Origin of the sequence: Nonomuraea coxensis DSM 45129 (assembly GCF_019397265.1) — a bacterium.
Classification (GTDB): Bacteria; Actinomycetota; Actinomycetes; order Streptosporangiales; family Streptosporangiaceae; genus Nonomuraea; species Nonomuraea coxensis.
This window is the reverse complement of record NZ_CP068985.1, coordinates 8,997,430-9,012,803: the sequence shown is the minus strand read 5'-3', so window position 1 is coordinate 9,012,803 and position 15,374 is coordinate 8,997,430. Positions and strand designations below refer to the sequence as shown.

Here is a 15,374-nt window from a genome sequence, read left to right as displayed (position 1 = left end):
CCGGACCACCGGGGGCCCTTCTGCGTTCCCCGGACCGCCCTGCCTTCAGCCGAGCCGCCACTCGCCCTTCTGCGGGGCGAGGCCGCCGTCCAGCGCGAACCTGAACGTCGCCGGAGTGGCCGTCTCCGGGATCTCGAACACGAGCGCGCCCCTCCTGCTCTCGCCCGCGCCGACCGTGACCGTCCCGGCGCCGTCGAACGGCTGGGCCTCGCGCACCCGCGCGGTCGCGTTCGCCCGGTACTCCTGGCCCGAGGCGTCCACGAGCAGCGCGCCGACGCCGAGCGTGTCGCTGTAGGCGGACTGGCCCTGGTTGACCAGGGCGAGCTGGACGGCCACGAAGCGGTTGCCCGTCGCCGGCTTGAACAGCTCGTCCGCCGGGGTGGCGGGGGAGACGAGCTGCTCGACGGTGACGGCGACGCTCACCCCGGGATCGGTGCCGGTCAGGGTGAGCGGCTGTCCGAGCGCGGCGGCGGCGGGGGACGTGCCCGACGGGACAGGCGACGACGACGGCGACGGTGACTGGCTCGGGTCCTGGTCGAACAGGACGTCCGGGGAGTCGTCGCCGCTCCCCGACTCCGTCGCCTGCCGGGCGGCCACGCTCGCCTCGCCGGCGGTGAGCACGAAGTAGACCGATCCCGCGCCGCTCAGCACGAGCAGCGGCAGCCCGATCGCGAGCAGCACGACCAGCGCGAGATTGCCCCGGTCGGGCGGCAGGGGCTCCTGTGGATGCCCGTAGCCGTACCCATGTCCGTACCCGTAGGTCGGCGGTGGCGGTGGGTAGGACACGGCGCTCCCTCAAATGATGGTGAAAGGCTCTGCTTCGACGCCCGGGACTCCCTCATGGTTGGCATAACAAAAGAGAGCCGCGTTTCGCGACTCCCTTTCTTCATTGCCCGCCGGTGCTCAGTCGGCCAGTTCGAAAACCCTCGCGTGCAGGATGGTCCGCTGGTGCAGGGCCGCCCGCAGGGCGCGGTGCAGACCGTCCTCCAGATAGAGCTCGCCCTGCCACTGCACCACGTGCGGGAAGAGGTCCCCGTAGAAAGTGGAGTCGGCGGCGAGCAGCGAGTGCAGGTCCAGCATGGCCTTCGTGGTGATCAACGAGTCGAGCCGGACCTGCCGTGGAGGGATCTGCGCCCACTCCCGGTTGGTCAGACCGTGGTCGGGATATGGGCGTCCGTCGCCGACTTGCTTGAAGATCACCCTGCTGATTTTAGGGTGAAATCCCATTCCTCGCGCTGGCGGCCGGCATCACCCCAGGCTGGACTGCGCGCAATCGCTGGGCCCGCCGTTCTGGTAACCGCGCTGGAAGGCCGCCACGCGCTGCTGCGAGGAGCCGTGCGTGAACGATTCAGGATCGACCCTGCCCTGCGAACGCTGCTGAATTCTGTCGTCGCCCACGGCCGCCGCCGCGTCGAGCGCCTCGGCGATGTCGGCGTCCGTGAACGGCTTCTCGTAGAAGCCGGTCTCGACCGCGTTGCGCGCCCAGACGCCGGCGTAGCAGTCGGCCTGCAGCTCGACGGGGACCGAGCTGTTGCCGTTGTCGAGCTGGCCGAGCAGGTTCTGGACGTGGTGGCCGTACTCGTGGGCGATCACGTACGCCTGCGCGAACGGCCCGCCCTTGGCCCCGAACTGGCTGTGGAGCTGGTCGAAGAAGCTGAGGTCGAGGTAGACGCGCCGGTCGTTCGGGCAGTAGAAGGGGCCGACGGCCGAGTCGGCGGTGCCGCAGCCGGTGTTGACCCGCTCGGTGAACAGCACGGTCTTGGCCTGGCTGTAGTCGCCGGACAGCTCGCCCTTCCAGTAGCCCTGGATGCTGTTGACGACGCCGACGACCCGGCAGCGTTCGTTCTGGTCGGCGTCCTTGCCGGTCCTGCACTGCTCGGACAGGTCGGCGGCGGGCTGGCGCTGCGAGGGCTGGCCCTCGCCGCCGCCTCCGCCGACGTTGTTCAGCACGAACACCAGCACCAGCACGATCAGGCTGACGATGCCGCCGCCACCGATCACCATGCCGCCGGGGAAACCGCCGGCGGAGAAGCCGCCTCCGCCCCTGCCCGCGTCCTCGACCTGGGAGGCGTCGAGGTCAACCTGGTCCTTGAAGTCCATCGCCCAAAGTCCTTCCGGGGGTGCCCGACGAACACACTTCCCAGAAGTGGACGTGAGATTCCACCGGAGAAGCGGGCGCGGCGTGCCCGGCCGCGGCTACCGGTCGAACCAGGCCGCCGACTGGCGGGTGAACAGCAGCCACACCACCGCCGCGGCCAGCGCCATGTTCGCCAGCGTGCCGACGCTGACCTCGTCGAGCAGCGACCAGAGCCCGTTGAGCACCAGCACCGACTCGACGACCAGCCCCGCCACGCGCACCCAGCGGCGCCGCGAGGTCATCCGGTAGGCGGCGAGCCCGAGCAGCAGGATCGCGCCCAGCGGAACGGCGAACAGCAGCAGCGCCGCCCCCGCCGCGTTCCCCTCCATCCCGCCCACCAGCATGAGCAGCAGGAGCAGCCCGACCATGCCCAGCCCCGCCTGCACCCACATGCAGATCCGCGCGAGGGACACCGGCTGCGGGATCGCCTCGACCCGGTACGACTCGGCCATACGCGTTCATCCTCCGGGAGGGGGTGGGCCGGACGTCTCGATCGTAGGTCGCCCGGTCGCCCGCGCGATCGTGAGGCGACGAAGACGGCATAACGCCTGGGACGCGGTGTCAGAGGCCCTGTGACGTGAGCTGTGCGGTACGTGGCCGCATCGTCCACGACAAGGATCGTGACGGCGCCGCCGCCGCACCTTGGTTCAGCGGGCGGCCGGTCATGGCCGCGCGCCGGTGCGTTAGCTTGCCAGGCACGCGGCGACGACGACTGAGAGGCGGGAGCCGGCCATGCGCGCTCTGCTCTGCACCGAAACCGGCGATCTGACGAGTCTGGCCGTCCAGGAGGTGCCCGACCCGGCGCCGGGTCCCGGCCAGGTGCTCGTCGAGGTGAAGGCGGCGTCGGTGGACTTCGTCGACACCCTCATCGCGAAGGGCGTCTACCAGATCCCGGTGCCGGTGCCGTACATTCCGGGCAACAACGTGGCCGGCGTCGTGGCGGCGGTGGGGCCGGGCTGCTCCCGGTTCGCGGTGGGGGACCGCGTGCACGGGATGGCGTTCGTCGGCGCGTACGCCGAGCGGGATCGGCAAGTCCCTCGGCGCCCGGGTGATCGCCTGCGCGTCGAGCGCCGCGAAGCTGGAGTTCTGCCGGGACCTGGGCGCCGACGAACTGGTCGACTACAGCGCCGGCGATCTCAAGCGCGCGCTCAGGGAGCTGTGCCCGAAGGGCGCCGGGGTCGTGCTGGACATGGTCGGGGGCCCGTTCTCGGAGCCGGCGCTGCGCGCCACCGGGTACGGCGGCCGGTTCGTGGTCGTCGGGCGCGCGAAGCTCGGCATGACGGTCCTCGACCTGTCCTGAACGAGGCCGTGGCCGCTGTCAGCCCGGCAGCGGGGCGCCGGTCTCCAGGAGGGTCTTGAGCCCGGCGACCACCTCGGGCCACCCCTCGCTGACCATCTGCGCCACGGTGCTGCCGGGGTCGAAGCCGTCGTGGATGACGGTCAGCTTGACCTTGTCGCCGACCGGCTCGATCTCGAACGTGACCTTCGACCGCCGCTCACCGGCCAGCTTGGCGCGGAACTCCTCGTCCCACTCGAACCGCCGCGCGATCTCCGGCGTGAAGGTGTGCCAGGTGTACGACAGCCGGCGGCAGGGCTCGGACTCCAGGACGACCTGCTCGGGATCGCTGATCACCACCCCGTGGTTGTCCCAGGTCATCTCGGACCCGGGCGCCCAGTCGGTCTTGAACGTCGTCGCCCAGTAGCGCTCGGTGAAGGCGGGGTCGGTCAGCGCCTGCCACAGTCGCTCGGGCGTGGTGCCGATGTAGGTCGTGTACACGAACTCGGGCTTGTCCATCGGGGTCGTCTCCTCCAGAACTCTCTTCAGATCAGCCAGGGCGTCGACCCGGGCCTGGTCGTAACGGCTGATCCAGCGTTCGGCGATCTCGTTGATGGGCGCGGCGTTGAGATAGTGCAGCTTCTCCCGGCCCCGCCACACGGTGGTCACGAGGTTGGCCGCCTCCAGCACCGCCAGATGCTTGCTCACCGACTGCCGCGCCATGTCCAGCCCGGCGCACAGCTCCCGCAGGGTCTGCCCGTTGCGGGCGTTGAGGCTGTCGAGCAGCCGCCGGCGACTGGCGTCGGCCAGCGCCTTGAATACCTCGTCCATCTCTGTCACTCCAGACATGCAGCCAACCGGCTGCATTTTCACCATAGGCAGCCGCTTGGCTGCGTGTCAACGGGCGCCAGGAGTGCGAGAGTGGGCACCATGATCGAAATCGGCTTCCTGACCGAGTCCGACCGCGCCCGCTGGGAATCACTGGCCCGCGGCAAGGACGCGTACTTCAAGGTCGAACGCGGCGACGACGACTACGCGCGAACCTGGCGACGCCTGCTCGACGACGAGCAGATACGCGGGATCGCGGCCCGGCTGGACGGCAGGATGGTCGGCATCGCGCACTACCTGTTCCACGCCGGCGTCTGGCAAGCCGGGAGATGCTATCTGGCGGACCTGTTCGTGGACGCGGAAGCCAGGCGGCGCGGCATCGCGACGGCGATGATCGACTGGACGGCGCGGGACGCCAAGGAACGCGGCTTCCCAGGTCTCTACTGGAACACGCTGGAAGACGCCCCGGCTCGCGCGCTGTACGACAAGGTCGGCAGGCTCCACAAGGGGCTCATCCTCTACACCTACCGGCGTGACGCACCCGGCGGAGGCCCGGCATAGCGAAAGGGGCCTAGGCCAGGAACAGTTGTGTCGCATGGGACGGCCCGAAGCGCTTCGCGAGCGTCACCAGATCTGTCATCGCCCGGGGAACTGATCATATTCTGTAGAGCGTGATGCATCGGGGGCGATCGGTATCGGGGGAACTGCACATCACGCGTGCGAACGCGCGGTTTCAGCAGTGGCAGGCGCTGCTGGGAAACCGGGCCAAGCGGCAGCGGGCCGGGGAGTTCCTTATTCAGGGTGTGCGCCCGATCACCCTCGCGGTCGAGTTCGGCTGGCCGGTGCATGCGCTCATCTATGCCGCCGAGCGGCCGCTGTCGAACTGGGCGAAGCAGATGCTGAAGGCGGCCGGCGGCGAGCGGGTGGCCATGGCCGCCGACCTGTTACGGGAGCTGGGCGGCAAGGACGAGGACGTACCCGAGCTGGTGGCGGTGGCCGAGCTGCCGGACGATGAGCTGTCCCGTATCCCGGTGGGGCCGGCCTTCCTGGGCGCGGTGTTCGACCGGCCGAACAGCCCCGGCAACATCGGGACGATGGCACGCTCGCTGGACGCGTTCGGCGGCGCGGGTCTGATCGTCACCGGCCACGCCGCCGACCCCTACGATCCCCGATCCGTGCGGGCTTCCACCGGGTCGCTGCTGGCACTGCCGGTGGTGCGGTCCCACTCGCACCGGGAGGTGCTGGCGTGGGTCGCAGAGCTACGCGCCCGGGGGCTGCCGCTGACGGTGGTGGGCACCGATGAGAACGGCACCCTCGACGTCGCCGACCTGGACCTGACCGCCCCCACCCTGCTGGTCATCGGGAACGAGACGAGCGGGCTGAGCGCGGGATGGCGGCAGGCGTGCGACACGATGGCGCGCATCCCGATGGCCGGCTCGGCCAGCTCCCTGAACGCCGCCAGCGCGGCGACCGTCGTGTTGTACGAGGCCGCCCGCCAACGCAACCACGGAACGAGCCGCACCCGATGAGCTATCGCCACGCAACCGTCCGGACCGACTATCGGGATCTGGCCAGCGGCTCGGTGCTGCACTCCGCCGCAGGGTTTCCCGCATTCCCTGTCCGGCTGGCCAGCGAGATCTTCCAGCGCGCGCTGGTCCTGCGTGGCGACGACCGGCCCGCCGTGGTTTGGGACCCGTGCTGCGGCAGTGGTTACCTGCTGACCGTTCTGGCGTTGTTGCACCGGGACCGGATCGCCTCTGTGCTGGCCTCCGACCTCGACCCCGAGGCGCTGAGCCTGGCCGAACGCAATCTCGCCCTGCTGAGCCGGGCCGGCCTGGAGACCCGCGCCGCCGATCTCGAGGCGCGCTCCGCGCGCTTCGACAAGGCGGCGTACGGCTCGGCGGCGCAGGCTGCCCGCCGTCTCGCCGTCGAGCTCGACGCCGCCGGAGGGGATGTGCCGCACGCGGTGCGCCAAGCCGACGTGTTCGACACCGACCAGCTCCAGCGGGCACTCGGACACCGTGCACCCGACATCGTGATCACCGACGTACCCTATGGCGAACAGACCCAATGGCGCGGCCGCGGGGCGACGGCAGGAGTCACCGGCATGGTCGACGCTCTGACGGCTGTGCTCCCGCACGGCAGCGTGATTGCCGTGACAGCGCGGGGCCGCAAGATTCCCTTGGACCACGGGCCACGTCCCCAAGGATCCTTCAAGATCGGCACCCGAGCCGTCGCGCTGTTCCGGTGCGGTATCAGCACGTGACAGACGGTGTCATTCAGGAGGCGGCAAGGAGCCCCGAAGAGGCCGACTGAGACCCAGATAGCGAAGGGGCCGACTTGGATGGGGTCGGCCCCTTCGCGTTTACTGCCTCAACCAGGCGCGGAGGATAGGGGATTTGAACCCCTGATAGGTTGCCCTATACACGCTTTCCAAGCGTGCGCCCTCGGCCACTAGGCGAATCCTCCGCCGACGAGCTTACCGGACTTCTCGCGGTGTCCAGACCACCTTTTACGAGAGGGCCGGAGATGGAGCGAGCACTGCCGGGTCGGGCTAGACTGTCGTAGGACCCCTCGCGCGGCGTCATCCTGTGAACCTCCCCAGGGCCGGAAGGCAGCAAGGATAAGCGGGCTCTGGCGGGTGTGCGGGGGGTCTCTTCGTTGAGAGCCCCCTCGCAGGCGGGATGGTCGCATGAGCCTTGCGCTTTATCGCAAGTACCGGCCCGGGACCTTCGCGGAGGTCAAGGGGCAGGAACACGTCACCGACCCCCTGCGGCAGGCACTCCGTACCGGCCGCGTCAACCACGCCTACCTGTTCAGCGGCCCGCGCGGCTGCGGCAAGACCTCCAGCGCCCGCATCCTGGCGCGTTCGCTCAACTGCGAGAAGGGCCCGACCCCCGACCCGTGCGGCGTCTGCGACTCCTGCGTCGCCCTCGCCCCCACCGGCCCCGGCCACCTCGACGTCATCGAGATCGACGCCGCCTCCCACGGCGGTGTGGACGACGCGCGCGACCTGCGCGAGCGGGCGTTCTTCGCCCCCGTCTCGGCGCGGTTCAAGATCTACATCATCGACGAGGCGCACATGGTGACCCGCGAGGGGTTCAACGCGCTGCTCAAGCTCGTCGAGGAGCCTCCGCCGCACCTGAAGTTCATCTTCGCGACGACCGAGCCCGAGAAGGTCATCGGCACGATCAAGTCGCGTACGCACCACTACCCGTTCCGGCTCATGCCGCCCGCGACGCTGCGCGGGCTGCTGGAGGAGATCCTCACCTCCGAGAACGTCCCCTTCGAGCCGGCCGCGCTGCCGCTCGTCGTGCGGGTGGGAGCCGGGTCCGCGCGCGACTCGCTGTCCATCCTCGACCAGCTCCTCGCCGGGGCCGAGGAGGACGGCATCACGTACGCCAAGGCCGTCTCCCTGCTCGGCTACACCGACGGCGACCTGCTCGACGAGGTCGTCCACGCGTTCGCGGCCCGTGACGGCGGAAAGGTGTTCCAGGCGGTCAACCGGGTCATCGAGGGCGGCCACGACCCGCGCCGCTTCGCCGCCGACCTGCTCGAACGCTTCCGCGACCTGGTGATCCTGGCGAACGTCCCCGAGGCGGCCACCAGCGGCCTGCTCGACCGGCCCGCCGACGAGCTGGAGCGGCTCGTGCAGCAGGCCGCGTCCATGGGGCCCGCCGAGCTGACCAGGGCCGCCGAGGTGTTCAACGCCGGGCTGACCGAGATGCGCGGCGCCACCTCGCCGCGGCTGCTGCTGGAGCTGATGTGCGCCCGGGTGCTGCTGCCGGGGGCCGCGCAGGGGGAGGCGGCGCTGCTGGCCCGCCTCGAACGGCTTGAGCGCGGCGGCACCGTCGCGGCCATGGCCGCCCGGGCCACCACCGCCCCCGCCGCGCCTGCGGCCTCCGGGGTCGCCGGTGCTGGTGGGGTGGTGATTCCGCGGCCCGGGGCGGCTTCGGCGCGCCTCGCGACCGCGGGGCCCTCGGCGGGCGGTGGCCCCGGCGCTCCGGCCCAGGGCATGGCTCAGGGTGACGCCTCGCCGGCCCAGGCCGGCGGGTCCGCGCCGGGCCAGGGCGGGATCAACCAAGGTCAGGCCGGCGGGACCACCCAGGGTCAGGCGGGCGGGACCACCCAGGGTCAGGGCGGCGGAACCTCGCCGTACGGGAGTGGCGGGTCTTCTGGGCAGGGGGCTTCGGCTGGGGACCAGGGTCCCGCCGCTGCCCCGGCCGCGGCGGACGACTGGCCTGAGCCGGCCCGTCCAGGCGCTCCGGCGGCTCCGGCTGCCGCCGCGTCCGCCCCACCCGTTCAAGCGGCACCCGCAGGAGGCGGGCAGGCCGGGGCGGCGGTCATGCAGCAGCAGTGGCCCGCCGTGCTGGCGGCGCTCAAGCAGCGCAGCATCGTGGTCTGGGCCAACGTGAGCACCAACGCCCAGGTGGTGGGCGTGGAAGGCAACGTGGTCACCCTGGGGTTCGGCCAGGTCGGCGCGATGAAGAACTTCACGGGCGGAGGCAAGGACGCCGTCGTGGCCAGCGCGCTGAGCGACGTGCTCGGCGGGACCTGGCGGGTGGAGGCGGTCGTCGGGAACGGGCCGCCACCGCCGTCGTCGTCGGCCGGGCGTGGTGGCGGGCGTCCGCCCGCGCAGCCGGCGTACAACCCGCCGCCCGCGCCCGACGTCCCGAGCCCGGCTCCCTCCGCTCAGGGCGGGTCGGGGCACCAGGGCCGTACGTCCTCGCACGCCGGCTCCCACGACGGCCAGGGCGACCAGGGCGCTCAGGACCCCGGGCAGCCTCCGGCGGCGGCCGTCGCGGTCGCCGCTCCCGCGCGTCCCACCACGGACGAGTCCTGGCCCGACGCCCCGGACGACCCCGGCCCGAGCCTGCCGCCGTCGCCCGACCCGACCCGTACGATGCCGGCCGGCGCCACGCCGAGCGCCGGTCTGGCCGCGGCCCGTTCCGCGGCCAAGGCGGCGGCCCAGGCCGGTCCCCGGTCCTCGGGCGGCCGCGGCGGAGCGGCCGCCTGGCCGGACGTCGTCCCTGGACGCGCCAAGGGGCCGGACTCGGACGAGGTCGACCCGCTGAACGACGCGGACGCCGACGTGGACGCGGTCTCGGGCATGGCGCTGCTGGAACGCGAACTCGGCGCCCGCGTGATCGGCGAGATCGACCACACCTGACGGGCTTCGCCCCCGCTCAGGGGAGGAGGCGGGTGCGGGCGGCGGCGGCGCGGGTGTCGGTGGGGTGGAGGGCGGCGAGGCGTTCGAGGATCTCGTAGTCGTCGCGGCCGTTGGACGTCTGCGCGTACGCCCACAGGTGCTCCGGCGAGCCGTGGCGGAGAAGGCAGGCGCGGACCTGGGCTTCCAGCTCGTCCCGTTCGCGGCGGATCTCGGGTGATTCCGAGCGCGGCAGGAGGGGCCCTTTGTAGGCGCGGGCCAGGGCGGAGGCGTCCTTGGCGGCCAGGCTGCGGCGCAGGGTGAGGAAGTCGGCCTCCACCGGGCAGGCCAGCCGGTACGGCTTCGCGGAGATGGCCTTGCCGAGCTGCGTCCGCAGCCGGTGGATCTCGGCCCGGATGGTGACGGGGTTGCCCGCGTCGCCGTACACGTGGAACGACAGTTGCTCGGCCGTCAGCCCGTGGGGGTGGAGCGCGAGGAGGGCGAGGATCTCGGCGTGGCGGAGCGACAGGGGGCGTTCGTGGTCGCCGAACGTGACGGACGGCACGCTCTCGCCGAGGAACGACAGGGTGAGCGTGGCCGGCGCGGTGGCCGGGACGGCGCGGAGGAGGTAGCCCTCGGAGAAGGGCTCCAGCATGGCCACGCTGCCGTCGCGCAGGATCATGCGCTGCCCGGACAGCCGCGGGCGCCCGGCGTGGGTGGGCGGGCGGAGGAGGCCGACCCCGGACGCGGAGCCAGGGACGGATGCGGAGCCGAGCCGGCCTCCGGGGAGGCGGGCCGAGGGGGCCGGCCCCCAGGGCGGCGCGGCGGCGGGCAGCGCGGTGTCGTCGGCGGGGTCGTCCCAGAGGGGGACGCGCTCGCCGAGGCGCCCGCCGGGGTCGCCGCAGATGACCCGGCCGGTGGGGGAGAGCAGGACGCCGGGCCGCACCCGCAGCGACTCGTAGCGCCGCCGCAGACGTTCGTCGCGCTCGTGCATGCGCAGCGCGAGCTGGCTCTCGGCGAGCTTGGCCGCGGCCCCGACGAGGGCGACCGTGGCGGGGTGGAGCGAGCGGGAGACGCCGCTGACGTCGACGCAGCCGATGACGAGGCCGGAGTCGGGGTCGGTGATCGGGGCGCCGCTGCACGACCAGACGCGCAGCACCCGCATCAGGTGTTCCTCGGAGTAGACGTGCACGGGACGGCCGGCGGCGAGCGCGGTGCCGATGCCGTTGGTGCCGACCGCCGGCTCGCCCCACTCGTGCCCGCCGGACAGCCCGATCTGGTCGGCGCGGCGCAGGACCGCGGCGTCGCCGTCGCGCCACAGCACCCGGCCATGCCCGTCACTGATGATCATGATGTGGCCGGTACGGGTGGTCAGGTCGGCGAGGGTGGCGGCGAGCAGCGGCACCAGGGGGCGCAGCGGGTGGGCGCGGCGGACGTCGTCGAGGTGCTCGGCGTCGTAGACGAGGGGCGCGCCGCTGGCCTCGGGGTCGATCCCGGCGGCCAGCGAGCGGCGCCAGGAGTCCTGGATGAGGCGGCGGGGCGGGTCCCGCCGGACCCCGCCGGTGGCCGCGGCTTCATGGCCCCCGGGGAGAAGGCAGGAGCAGGCGTCGAGAGGGCCGTAGCTCATCGGTCACTCCAAGTAGTCGTATAGAGCATCCGCCTTGCGACCGATCCGCGCAACCCGTTCGAGGGATCGCGGAGGGTGTCTGAACGAGCGCAACCTGTGTGCAACGTTGGCTCGCCTAGCGTTTCGTTCCGACGCGTCGGCGTGGTGCGGCCGCTCCGCCGGCGTGATGGCCGGGTCTCGGACACTGGAGGGGGGCCGGGATCCGGCCATAACACCACGCGGACCACAGGCATGGCAGGTACGACATCGCTTCCACGACAGGGCGGGCGGCACGGGCAACAGGCCGTCCACGCGCCCCGGTCACGGCCCGAGGGCGGTCGATGGCGAAACATGGGGTGTCCCCGCAGTACATGTCGCCGCCCAAACACCGTAGGCTCGTGGCAGTCACGAACGCGGAGCCACGAGGAGCGCACGACGGTGAACCCAGGGGATGTCAACCTGCAGCAGCTGCTGGAGCAGGCCCAGCTCATGCAGCAGCAGCTCGTGAGCGCCCAGCAGGAGCTCAACGACGCGCAGATCGAGGGCTCATCCGGCGGTGGCCTGGTGACGGCCGTCGTCAACGGGTCGGGCGAGCTGCTGGAGCTGAAGATCGACCCGAGCGTGATCGACGCCGCCGATCCGCAGGACACGGCCGACACGATCGCCGACCTGGTGATCGCGGCGGTCCGCGACGCCGTGCGCGCGGCGGCCGACCTGCAGCAGGAGAAGCTCGGTCCGCTGGCCCAGGGGCTCGGCGGCGGCGGCCTCGGACAGTTGCCAGGGTTCTAGGCATGTACGAAGGGGTCGTCCAAAACCTGATCGACGAGCTGGGCCTGCTGCCCGGCGTCGGTCCCAAGAGCGCGCAGCGGATCGCGTTCCACCTGCTCGCGGCCGATCCAGCCGACGTCAAGCGGCTGGCGCACGCGCTGCTGGAGGTCAAGGAGAAGACCCGCTTCTGCCGGGTGTGCGGCAACGTGGCCTCCGAGGAGGAGTGCCGCATCTGCCGTGACGCGCGGCGCGACACGCACGTGATCTGCGTGGTCGAGGAGTCGAAGGACGTCGTGGCGATCGAGAAGACCCGCGAGTTCCGCGGCACCTACCACGTGCTCGGCGGCGCGATCAGCCCGATCGACGGCATCGGCCCCGACGACCTGCGCATCCGCGAGCTCATGACCCGTCTGGCCGACGGCCGGGTGACCGAGCTCATCCTCGCCACCGACCCCAATCTCGAGGGTGAGGCGACGGCGACCTACCTCGCCCGTCTGGTCAAGCCGATGGGCATCAAAGTGACACGACTGGCCAGCGGGCTGCCCGTCGGCGGCGATCTGGAGTACGCCGACGAGGTGACCTTGGGCCGCGCGTTCGAAGGACGGAGGCTGCTGGATGTCTGACGAGTGGAGCGCGCTCGCCGAGGAGATCTCCAGGCACGCGCAGGACTACGTGGACGGGCTGACCAGGGTCGCCGGCGGGGAGGCCGGCGACGCGATCTGGTCGCTGCTGCTGGTCGAGGTCGCTCAGGTGAGCCTCGCGGGCGCCAAGCTCGGCGCCAGCCGTGACGTCATCCTCTCCGGCAACTACGAGCCGGCGATGAGCGAGGACCCCGACATCGACGGCGTGCGCACGGCGCTGGCCGAGCGGCTCGGGCCGGTGGACGACTACGCGGAGGTGTTCGACCCGTACAAGGACACGGGCGTCACCCCCTACCGGCTGTCCGACGACCTGACCGCGGTCGCCGCCGACCTCATCCACGGCCTGCGGCACTTCCGCGCCGGGCGGCCGCACGAGGCGCTGTGGTGGTGGCAGTACTCCTACTTCAACACCTGGGGCAACCACGCGGGCGCCGCGATGCGGGCGCTGCAGGCGCTGGCCGCGCACTCGCGCCTCGACGTGGCGGAGGAGTCCACCCTTGACGCCGCGGGAGAGGCGACCACGGTCTGAAAGTCCCGCAGCACAAGACATATCGGTCCACATAGTGATATGACGCAGCGGGCGCATGAGACGACCCAAGTAGACTGGCAGCTCACAGTCCGAACCGGGAGACTCTCGTGGCGCTCGTTGTGCAAAAGTACGGTGGTTCGTCCGTCGCCGACGCGTCCTGCATCAAGCGGGTCGCGCAGCGGATCGTCGCGACGAAAAAAGCCGGCAACGACGTGGTCGTGATCGTCTCCGCGATGGGTGACACGACGGACGAGCTGCTCGACCTGGCCGAGCAGGTGTCGCCGCTGCCTCCGGGCCGCGAGCTCGACATGCTGCTGACCTCGGGCGAGCGCATCTCGATGGCCCTGCTGGCGATGGCGATCGCCAACCTCGGCCACGAGGCCCGCTCGTTCACCGGCTCGCAGGCCGGTGTGATCACCGACTCCACGCACGGCAAGGCGCGCATCATCGACGTGACGCCCGGCCGCATACAGGAGGCGATCGCCCAGGGCCACATCGCGATCGTGGCCGGGTTCCAGGGCGTGTCGCAGAACACCAAGGACATCACCACGCTGGGCCGCGGCGGCTCGGACACCACGGCGGTGGCGCTCGCGGCGGCGCTCGACGCCGACGTGTGCGAGATCTACACCGACGTGGACGGCATCTTCACCGCCGACCCCCGCATCGTGCCCCCGGCCCGCAAGATCCCCAGGATCTCGTACGACGAGATGATGGAGATGGCCGCCTGCGGCGCGAAGATCCTGCACCTGCGGTGCGTCGAGTACGCCCGCCGCTTCGACCTGCCGATCCACGTCCGGAGCTCTTTCAGCACGAAGGAAGGGACGTGGGTCGTCTCCGACCCTTACACCGAAGGAACCGAGATGGAGCAGCCGATCATCTCCGGCGTCGCGCACGACCGGAGCGAGGCCAAGATCACTGTTGTCGGGGTGCCCGACAAGGTCGGTGAGGCTGCCTTCATCTTCAAAACGCTGGCCGACGCCGAGATCAACATCGACATGATCGTGCAGAACGTCTCGGCCGCGGCCACGGGCCGTACGGACATCTCGTTCACGCTGCCCGCCGCCGACGCCCAGACGGCGCTGAGCGCGCTGAAGAAGATCCAGGAGCGCATCGGGTTCGAGTCGCTGCTCTTCGATGACCAGATCGGGAAGGTGTCGCTGATCGGCGCGGGCATGCGCTCGCACCCCGGCGTCACGGCGACGTTCTTCGCGGCCATCGCCGACGCGGGGGTCAACATCGAGATGATCTCGACGTCCGAGATCCGCATCTCAGTGGTCGTCGAGCAGGACGGCGTCGACGCGGCCGTGGCGGCCGCGCACCGCGCCTTCGACCTCGACGCCGACCAGGTCGAAGCAACGGTGTACGGAGGTACTGGACGATGAGCAGGCCCAATCTCGCGCTGATCGGCGCCACCGGCGCCGTGGGCACCGTCATGCGTGACATCGTGTCGACGCGCGAGGACATCTGGGGCGAGATCCGCCTCGTCGCCTCCCCGCGCTCGGCCGGCAAGGTGCTCAGGGTGCGTGGCGAGGACGTCGTGGTGCAGGCGCTCGCGCCCGAGGTGTTCGACGGCATCGACATCGCGATCTTCGACGTGCCCGACGAGGTGTCGGCCGTGTGGGTGCCGATCGCGGCCGAGCGCGGCGCGATCGCCATCGACAAGTCCGGCACGTTCCGGATGGACCCCGACGTGCCGCTGGTGGTGCCCGAGGTCAACCCGCTCGACGCGCGCGAGCGCCCGCGGGGCATCATCTCCACGCCCAACTGCACGACGCTGTCGATGATGGCGGCGATGGGCGCGCTGCACGCCGAGTACACCCTGACCGAGCTGGTCGTGGCCTCCTACCAGGCGGTCTCGGGCGCGGGCGTGGCCGGCTCGGCCCGCCTGTACGACGAGGTCGAGGCGCTGGCCGGCGACCGCGCGATCGGCCAGGCGGCCGGCGACGTGCGCAAGGCGCTGGCCAACAAGCTGCCCGCGGACTCGCCGTTCCCGGCGCCGATCGCGTTCAACGTGGTGCCGTGGGCCGGCTCGCTCAAGGACGACGGCTGGGCCTCCGAGGAGCTCAAGCTCCGCAACGAGTCCCGCAAGATCCTCGGCATCCCCGACCTCAAGGTCTCGGCGACCTGCGTCAGGGTGCCGGTGATCACCACGCACTCGCTGGCCGTGCACGCGCGCTTCGAGCGCCCGATCACGGTCGCCGACGCGCACCGGGTGCTGGAGGCGGCGCCGACGGTGGTCCTCATGGACGACCCGGCCAACGGCGTCTACCCGACGCCGCTCGACGTGGTGGGCAACGACCCGACCTACGTCGGCCGCATCCGCCAGGCGATCGACTTCCCCAACACGCTCGACCTGTTCGTGTGCGGTGACAACCTGCGCAAGGGCGCCGCGCTCAACGCGGCGGAGATCGCCGAGCTGGTCGCGGGCGAGCTGTAGCCGGGC

Annotated in this window: 16 protein-coding genes, 1 tRNA gene, 1 other RNA gene and 1 pseudogene; 12 read left to right on the top strand and 7 right to left on the bottom strand. The window is 71.3% G+C overall.

Features of this window, described 5'->3' with window-relative positions:
- Positions 1-45: 45 nt before the first annotated feature.
- The 4 genes from Nocox_RS42310 to Nocox_RS42295 form a co-directional block, all read right to left on the bottom strand.
- The gene (locus Nocox_RS42310; protein WP_020543020.1) at positions 46-786 is read right to left on the bottom strand and encodes a DUF4352 domain-containing protein; all 741 of its coding nucleotides are present in this window, start codon (positions 784-786) and stop codon (positions 46-48) included.
- A 117-nt stretch (positions 787-903) separates the two neighbouring features.
- The gene (locus tag Nocox_RS42305) at positions 904-1,200 is read right to left on the bottom strand and encodes a type II toxin-antitoxin system VapB family antitoxin (protein ID WP_020543019.1); all 297 of its coding nucleotides are present in this window, start codon (positions 1,198-1,200) and stop codon (positions 904-906) included.
- Positions 1,201-1,248: 48 nt separating this feature from the next.
- A complete protein-coding gene (gene ypfJ, locus Nocox_RS42300) occupies positions 1,249-2,100 on the bottom strand; it encodes a KPN_02809 family neutral zinc metallopeptidase (protein ID WP_020543018.1) in 852 nt (283 codons plus the stop codon).
- Positions 2,101-2,196: 96 nt separating this feature from the next.
- Positions 2,197-2,589 (bottom strand): hypothetical protein, encoded by a 393-nt coding sequence (locus Nocox_RS42295; protein WP_020543017.1) that lies wholly within the window; start codon positions 2,587-2,589, stop codon positions 2,197-2,199.
- Between the two features lie 280 nt (positions 2,590-2,869).
- Between Nocox_RS42295 and Nocox_RS44370 the strand changes: the two are divergent.
- Both Nocox_RS44370 and Nocox_RS42285 read left to right on the top strand, forming a co-directional pair.
- Positions 2,870-3,073: pseudogene (locus Nocox_RS44370) on the top strand (alcohol dehydrogenase catalytic domain-containing protein); the annotation flags it as partial.
- A gap of 112 nt (positions 3,074-3,185) precedes the next feature.
- Positions 3,186-3,437, top strand: coding sequence for a zinc-binding dehydrogenase (locus Nocox_RS42285; protein ID WP_020543016.1), 252 nt, complete (start codon positions 3,186-3,188; stop codon positions 3,435-3,437).
- An 18-nt stretch (positions 3,438-3,455) separates the two neighbouring features.
- Here the strand turns inward: Nocox_RS42285 and Nocox_RS42280 are convergent, their stop codons facing one another.
- Positions 3,456-4,244: an ArsR/SmtB family transcription factor gene (locus Nocox_RS42280; RefSeq protein ID WP_020543015.1), complete on the bottom strand. Its 789-nt coding sequence runs from the start codon at positions 4,242-4,244 to the stop codon at positions 3,456-3,458.
- A gap of 99 nt (positions 4,245-4,343) precedes the next feature.
- On the opposite strand from Nocox_RS42280, the gene Nocox_RS42275 reads away from it, so the two are divergent.
- The 3 genes from Nocox_RS42275 (at position 4,344) to Nocox_RS42265 (ending at position 6,507) form a co-directional block, all read left to right on the top strand.
- Positions 4,344-4,802: a GNAT family N-acetyltransferase gene (locus Nocox_RS42275; RefSeq protein WP_026214307.1), complete on the top strand. Its 459-nt coding sequence runs from the start codon at positions 4,344-4,346 to the stop codon at positions 4,800-4,802.
- Positions 4,803-4,915: 113 nt separating this feature from the next.
- Positions 4,916-5,770 (top strand): TrmH family RNA methyltransferase, encoded by an 855-nt coding sequence (locus Nocox_RS42270; protein ID WP_033408941.1) that lies wholly within the window; start codon positions 4,916-4,918, stop codon positions 5,768-5,770.
- The gene (locus tag Nocox_RS42265; protein WP_020543012.1) at positions 5,767-6,507 is read left to right on the top strand and encodes a hypothetical protein; all 741 of its coding nucleotides are present in this window, start codon (positions 5,767-5,769) and stop codon (positions 6,505-6,507) included. Before Nocox_RS42270 ends, Nocox_RS42265 begins: the two co-directional genes overlap by 4 nt.
- A 118-nt stretch (positions 6,508-6,625) precedes the next feature.
- Here Nocox_RS42265 and Nocox_RS42260 read toward each other — a convergent pair.
- Positions 6,626-6,710: transfer RNA gene (locus Nocox_RS42260), tRNA-Ser, on the bottom strand.
- Positions 6,711-6,806: 96 nt separating this feature from the next.
- Between Nocox_RS42260 and ffs the strand changes: the two genes are divergently transcribed.
- An RNA gene (ffs, locus tag Nocox_RS42255) (signal recognition particle sRNA small type) lies at positions 6,807-6,902 on the top strand.
- Between the two features lie 31 nt (positions 6,903-6,933).
- Positions 6,934-9,411 carry a DNA polymerase III subunit gamma and tau gene (locus Nocox_RS42250; protein ID WP_020543011.1) on the top strand — a complete coding sequence of 826 codons (2,478 nt, stop codon included), beginning with the start codon at positions 6,934-6,936 and terminating at the stop codon, positions 9,409-9,411.
- A 16-nt stretch (positions 9,412-9,427) separates the two neighbouring features.
- Here the strand turns inward: Nocox_RS42250 and Nocox_RS42245 are convergent, their stop codons facing one another.
- Complete coding sequence (locus Nocox_RS42245; RefSeq protein WP_020543010.1) at positions 9,428-11,014, bottom strand: GAF domain-containing protein; 1,587 nt, start codon at positions 11,012-11,014, stop codon at positions 9,428-9,430.
- Positions 11,015-11,431: 417 nt separating this feature from the next.
- Here Nocox_RS42245 and Nocox_RS42240 point away from each other — a divergent pair, with 417 nt between their 5' ends.
- From Nocox_RS42240 to Nocox_RS42220, 5 genes are all read left to right on the top strand, one after another.
- On the top strand, positions 11,432-11,782 hold the full coding sequence (locus Nocox_RS42240; RefSeq protein ID WP_020543009.1) for a YbaB/EbfC family nucleoid-associated protein: 351 nt from the start codon (positions 11,432-11,434) through the stop codon (positions 11,780-11,782).
- 2 nt (positions 11,783-11,784) lie between these two features.
- Positions 11,785-12,384, top strand: a complete 600-nt coding sequence (recR, locus tag Nocox_RS42235; RefSeq protein ID WP_020543008.1) for a recombination mediator RecR — start codon at positions 11,785-11,787, stop codon at positions 12,382-12,384.
- Positions 12,377-12,931 (top strand): DUF5063 domain-containing protein, encoded by a 555-nt coding sequence (locus tag Nocox_RS42230; protein ID WP_020543007.1) that lies wholly within the window; start codon positions 12,377-12,379, stop codon positions 12,929-12,931. The genes recR and Nocox_RS42230 overlap by 8 nt, the downstream gene beginning before the upstream one ends.
- Before the next feature lie 107 nt (positions 12,932-13,038).
- Positions 13,039-14,313 carry an aspartate kinase gene (locus Nocox_RS42225; RefSeq protein ID WP_020543006.1) on the top strand — a complete coding sequence of 425 codons (1,275 nt, stop codon included), beginning with the start codon at positions 13,039-13,041 and terminating at the stop codon, positions 14,311-14,313.
- A complete protein-coding gene (locus Nocox_RS42220) occupies positions 14,310-15,368 on the top strand; it encodes an aspartate-semialdehyde dehydrogenase (RefSeq protein ID WP_020543005.1) in 1,059 nt (352 codons plus the stop codon). The genes Nocox_RS42225 and Nocox_RS42220 overlap by 4 nt, the downstream gene beginning before the upstream one ends.
- Positions 15,369-15,374 lie beyond the last annotated feature (6 nt).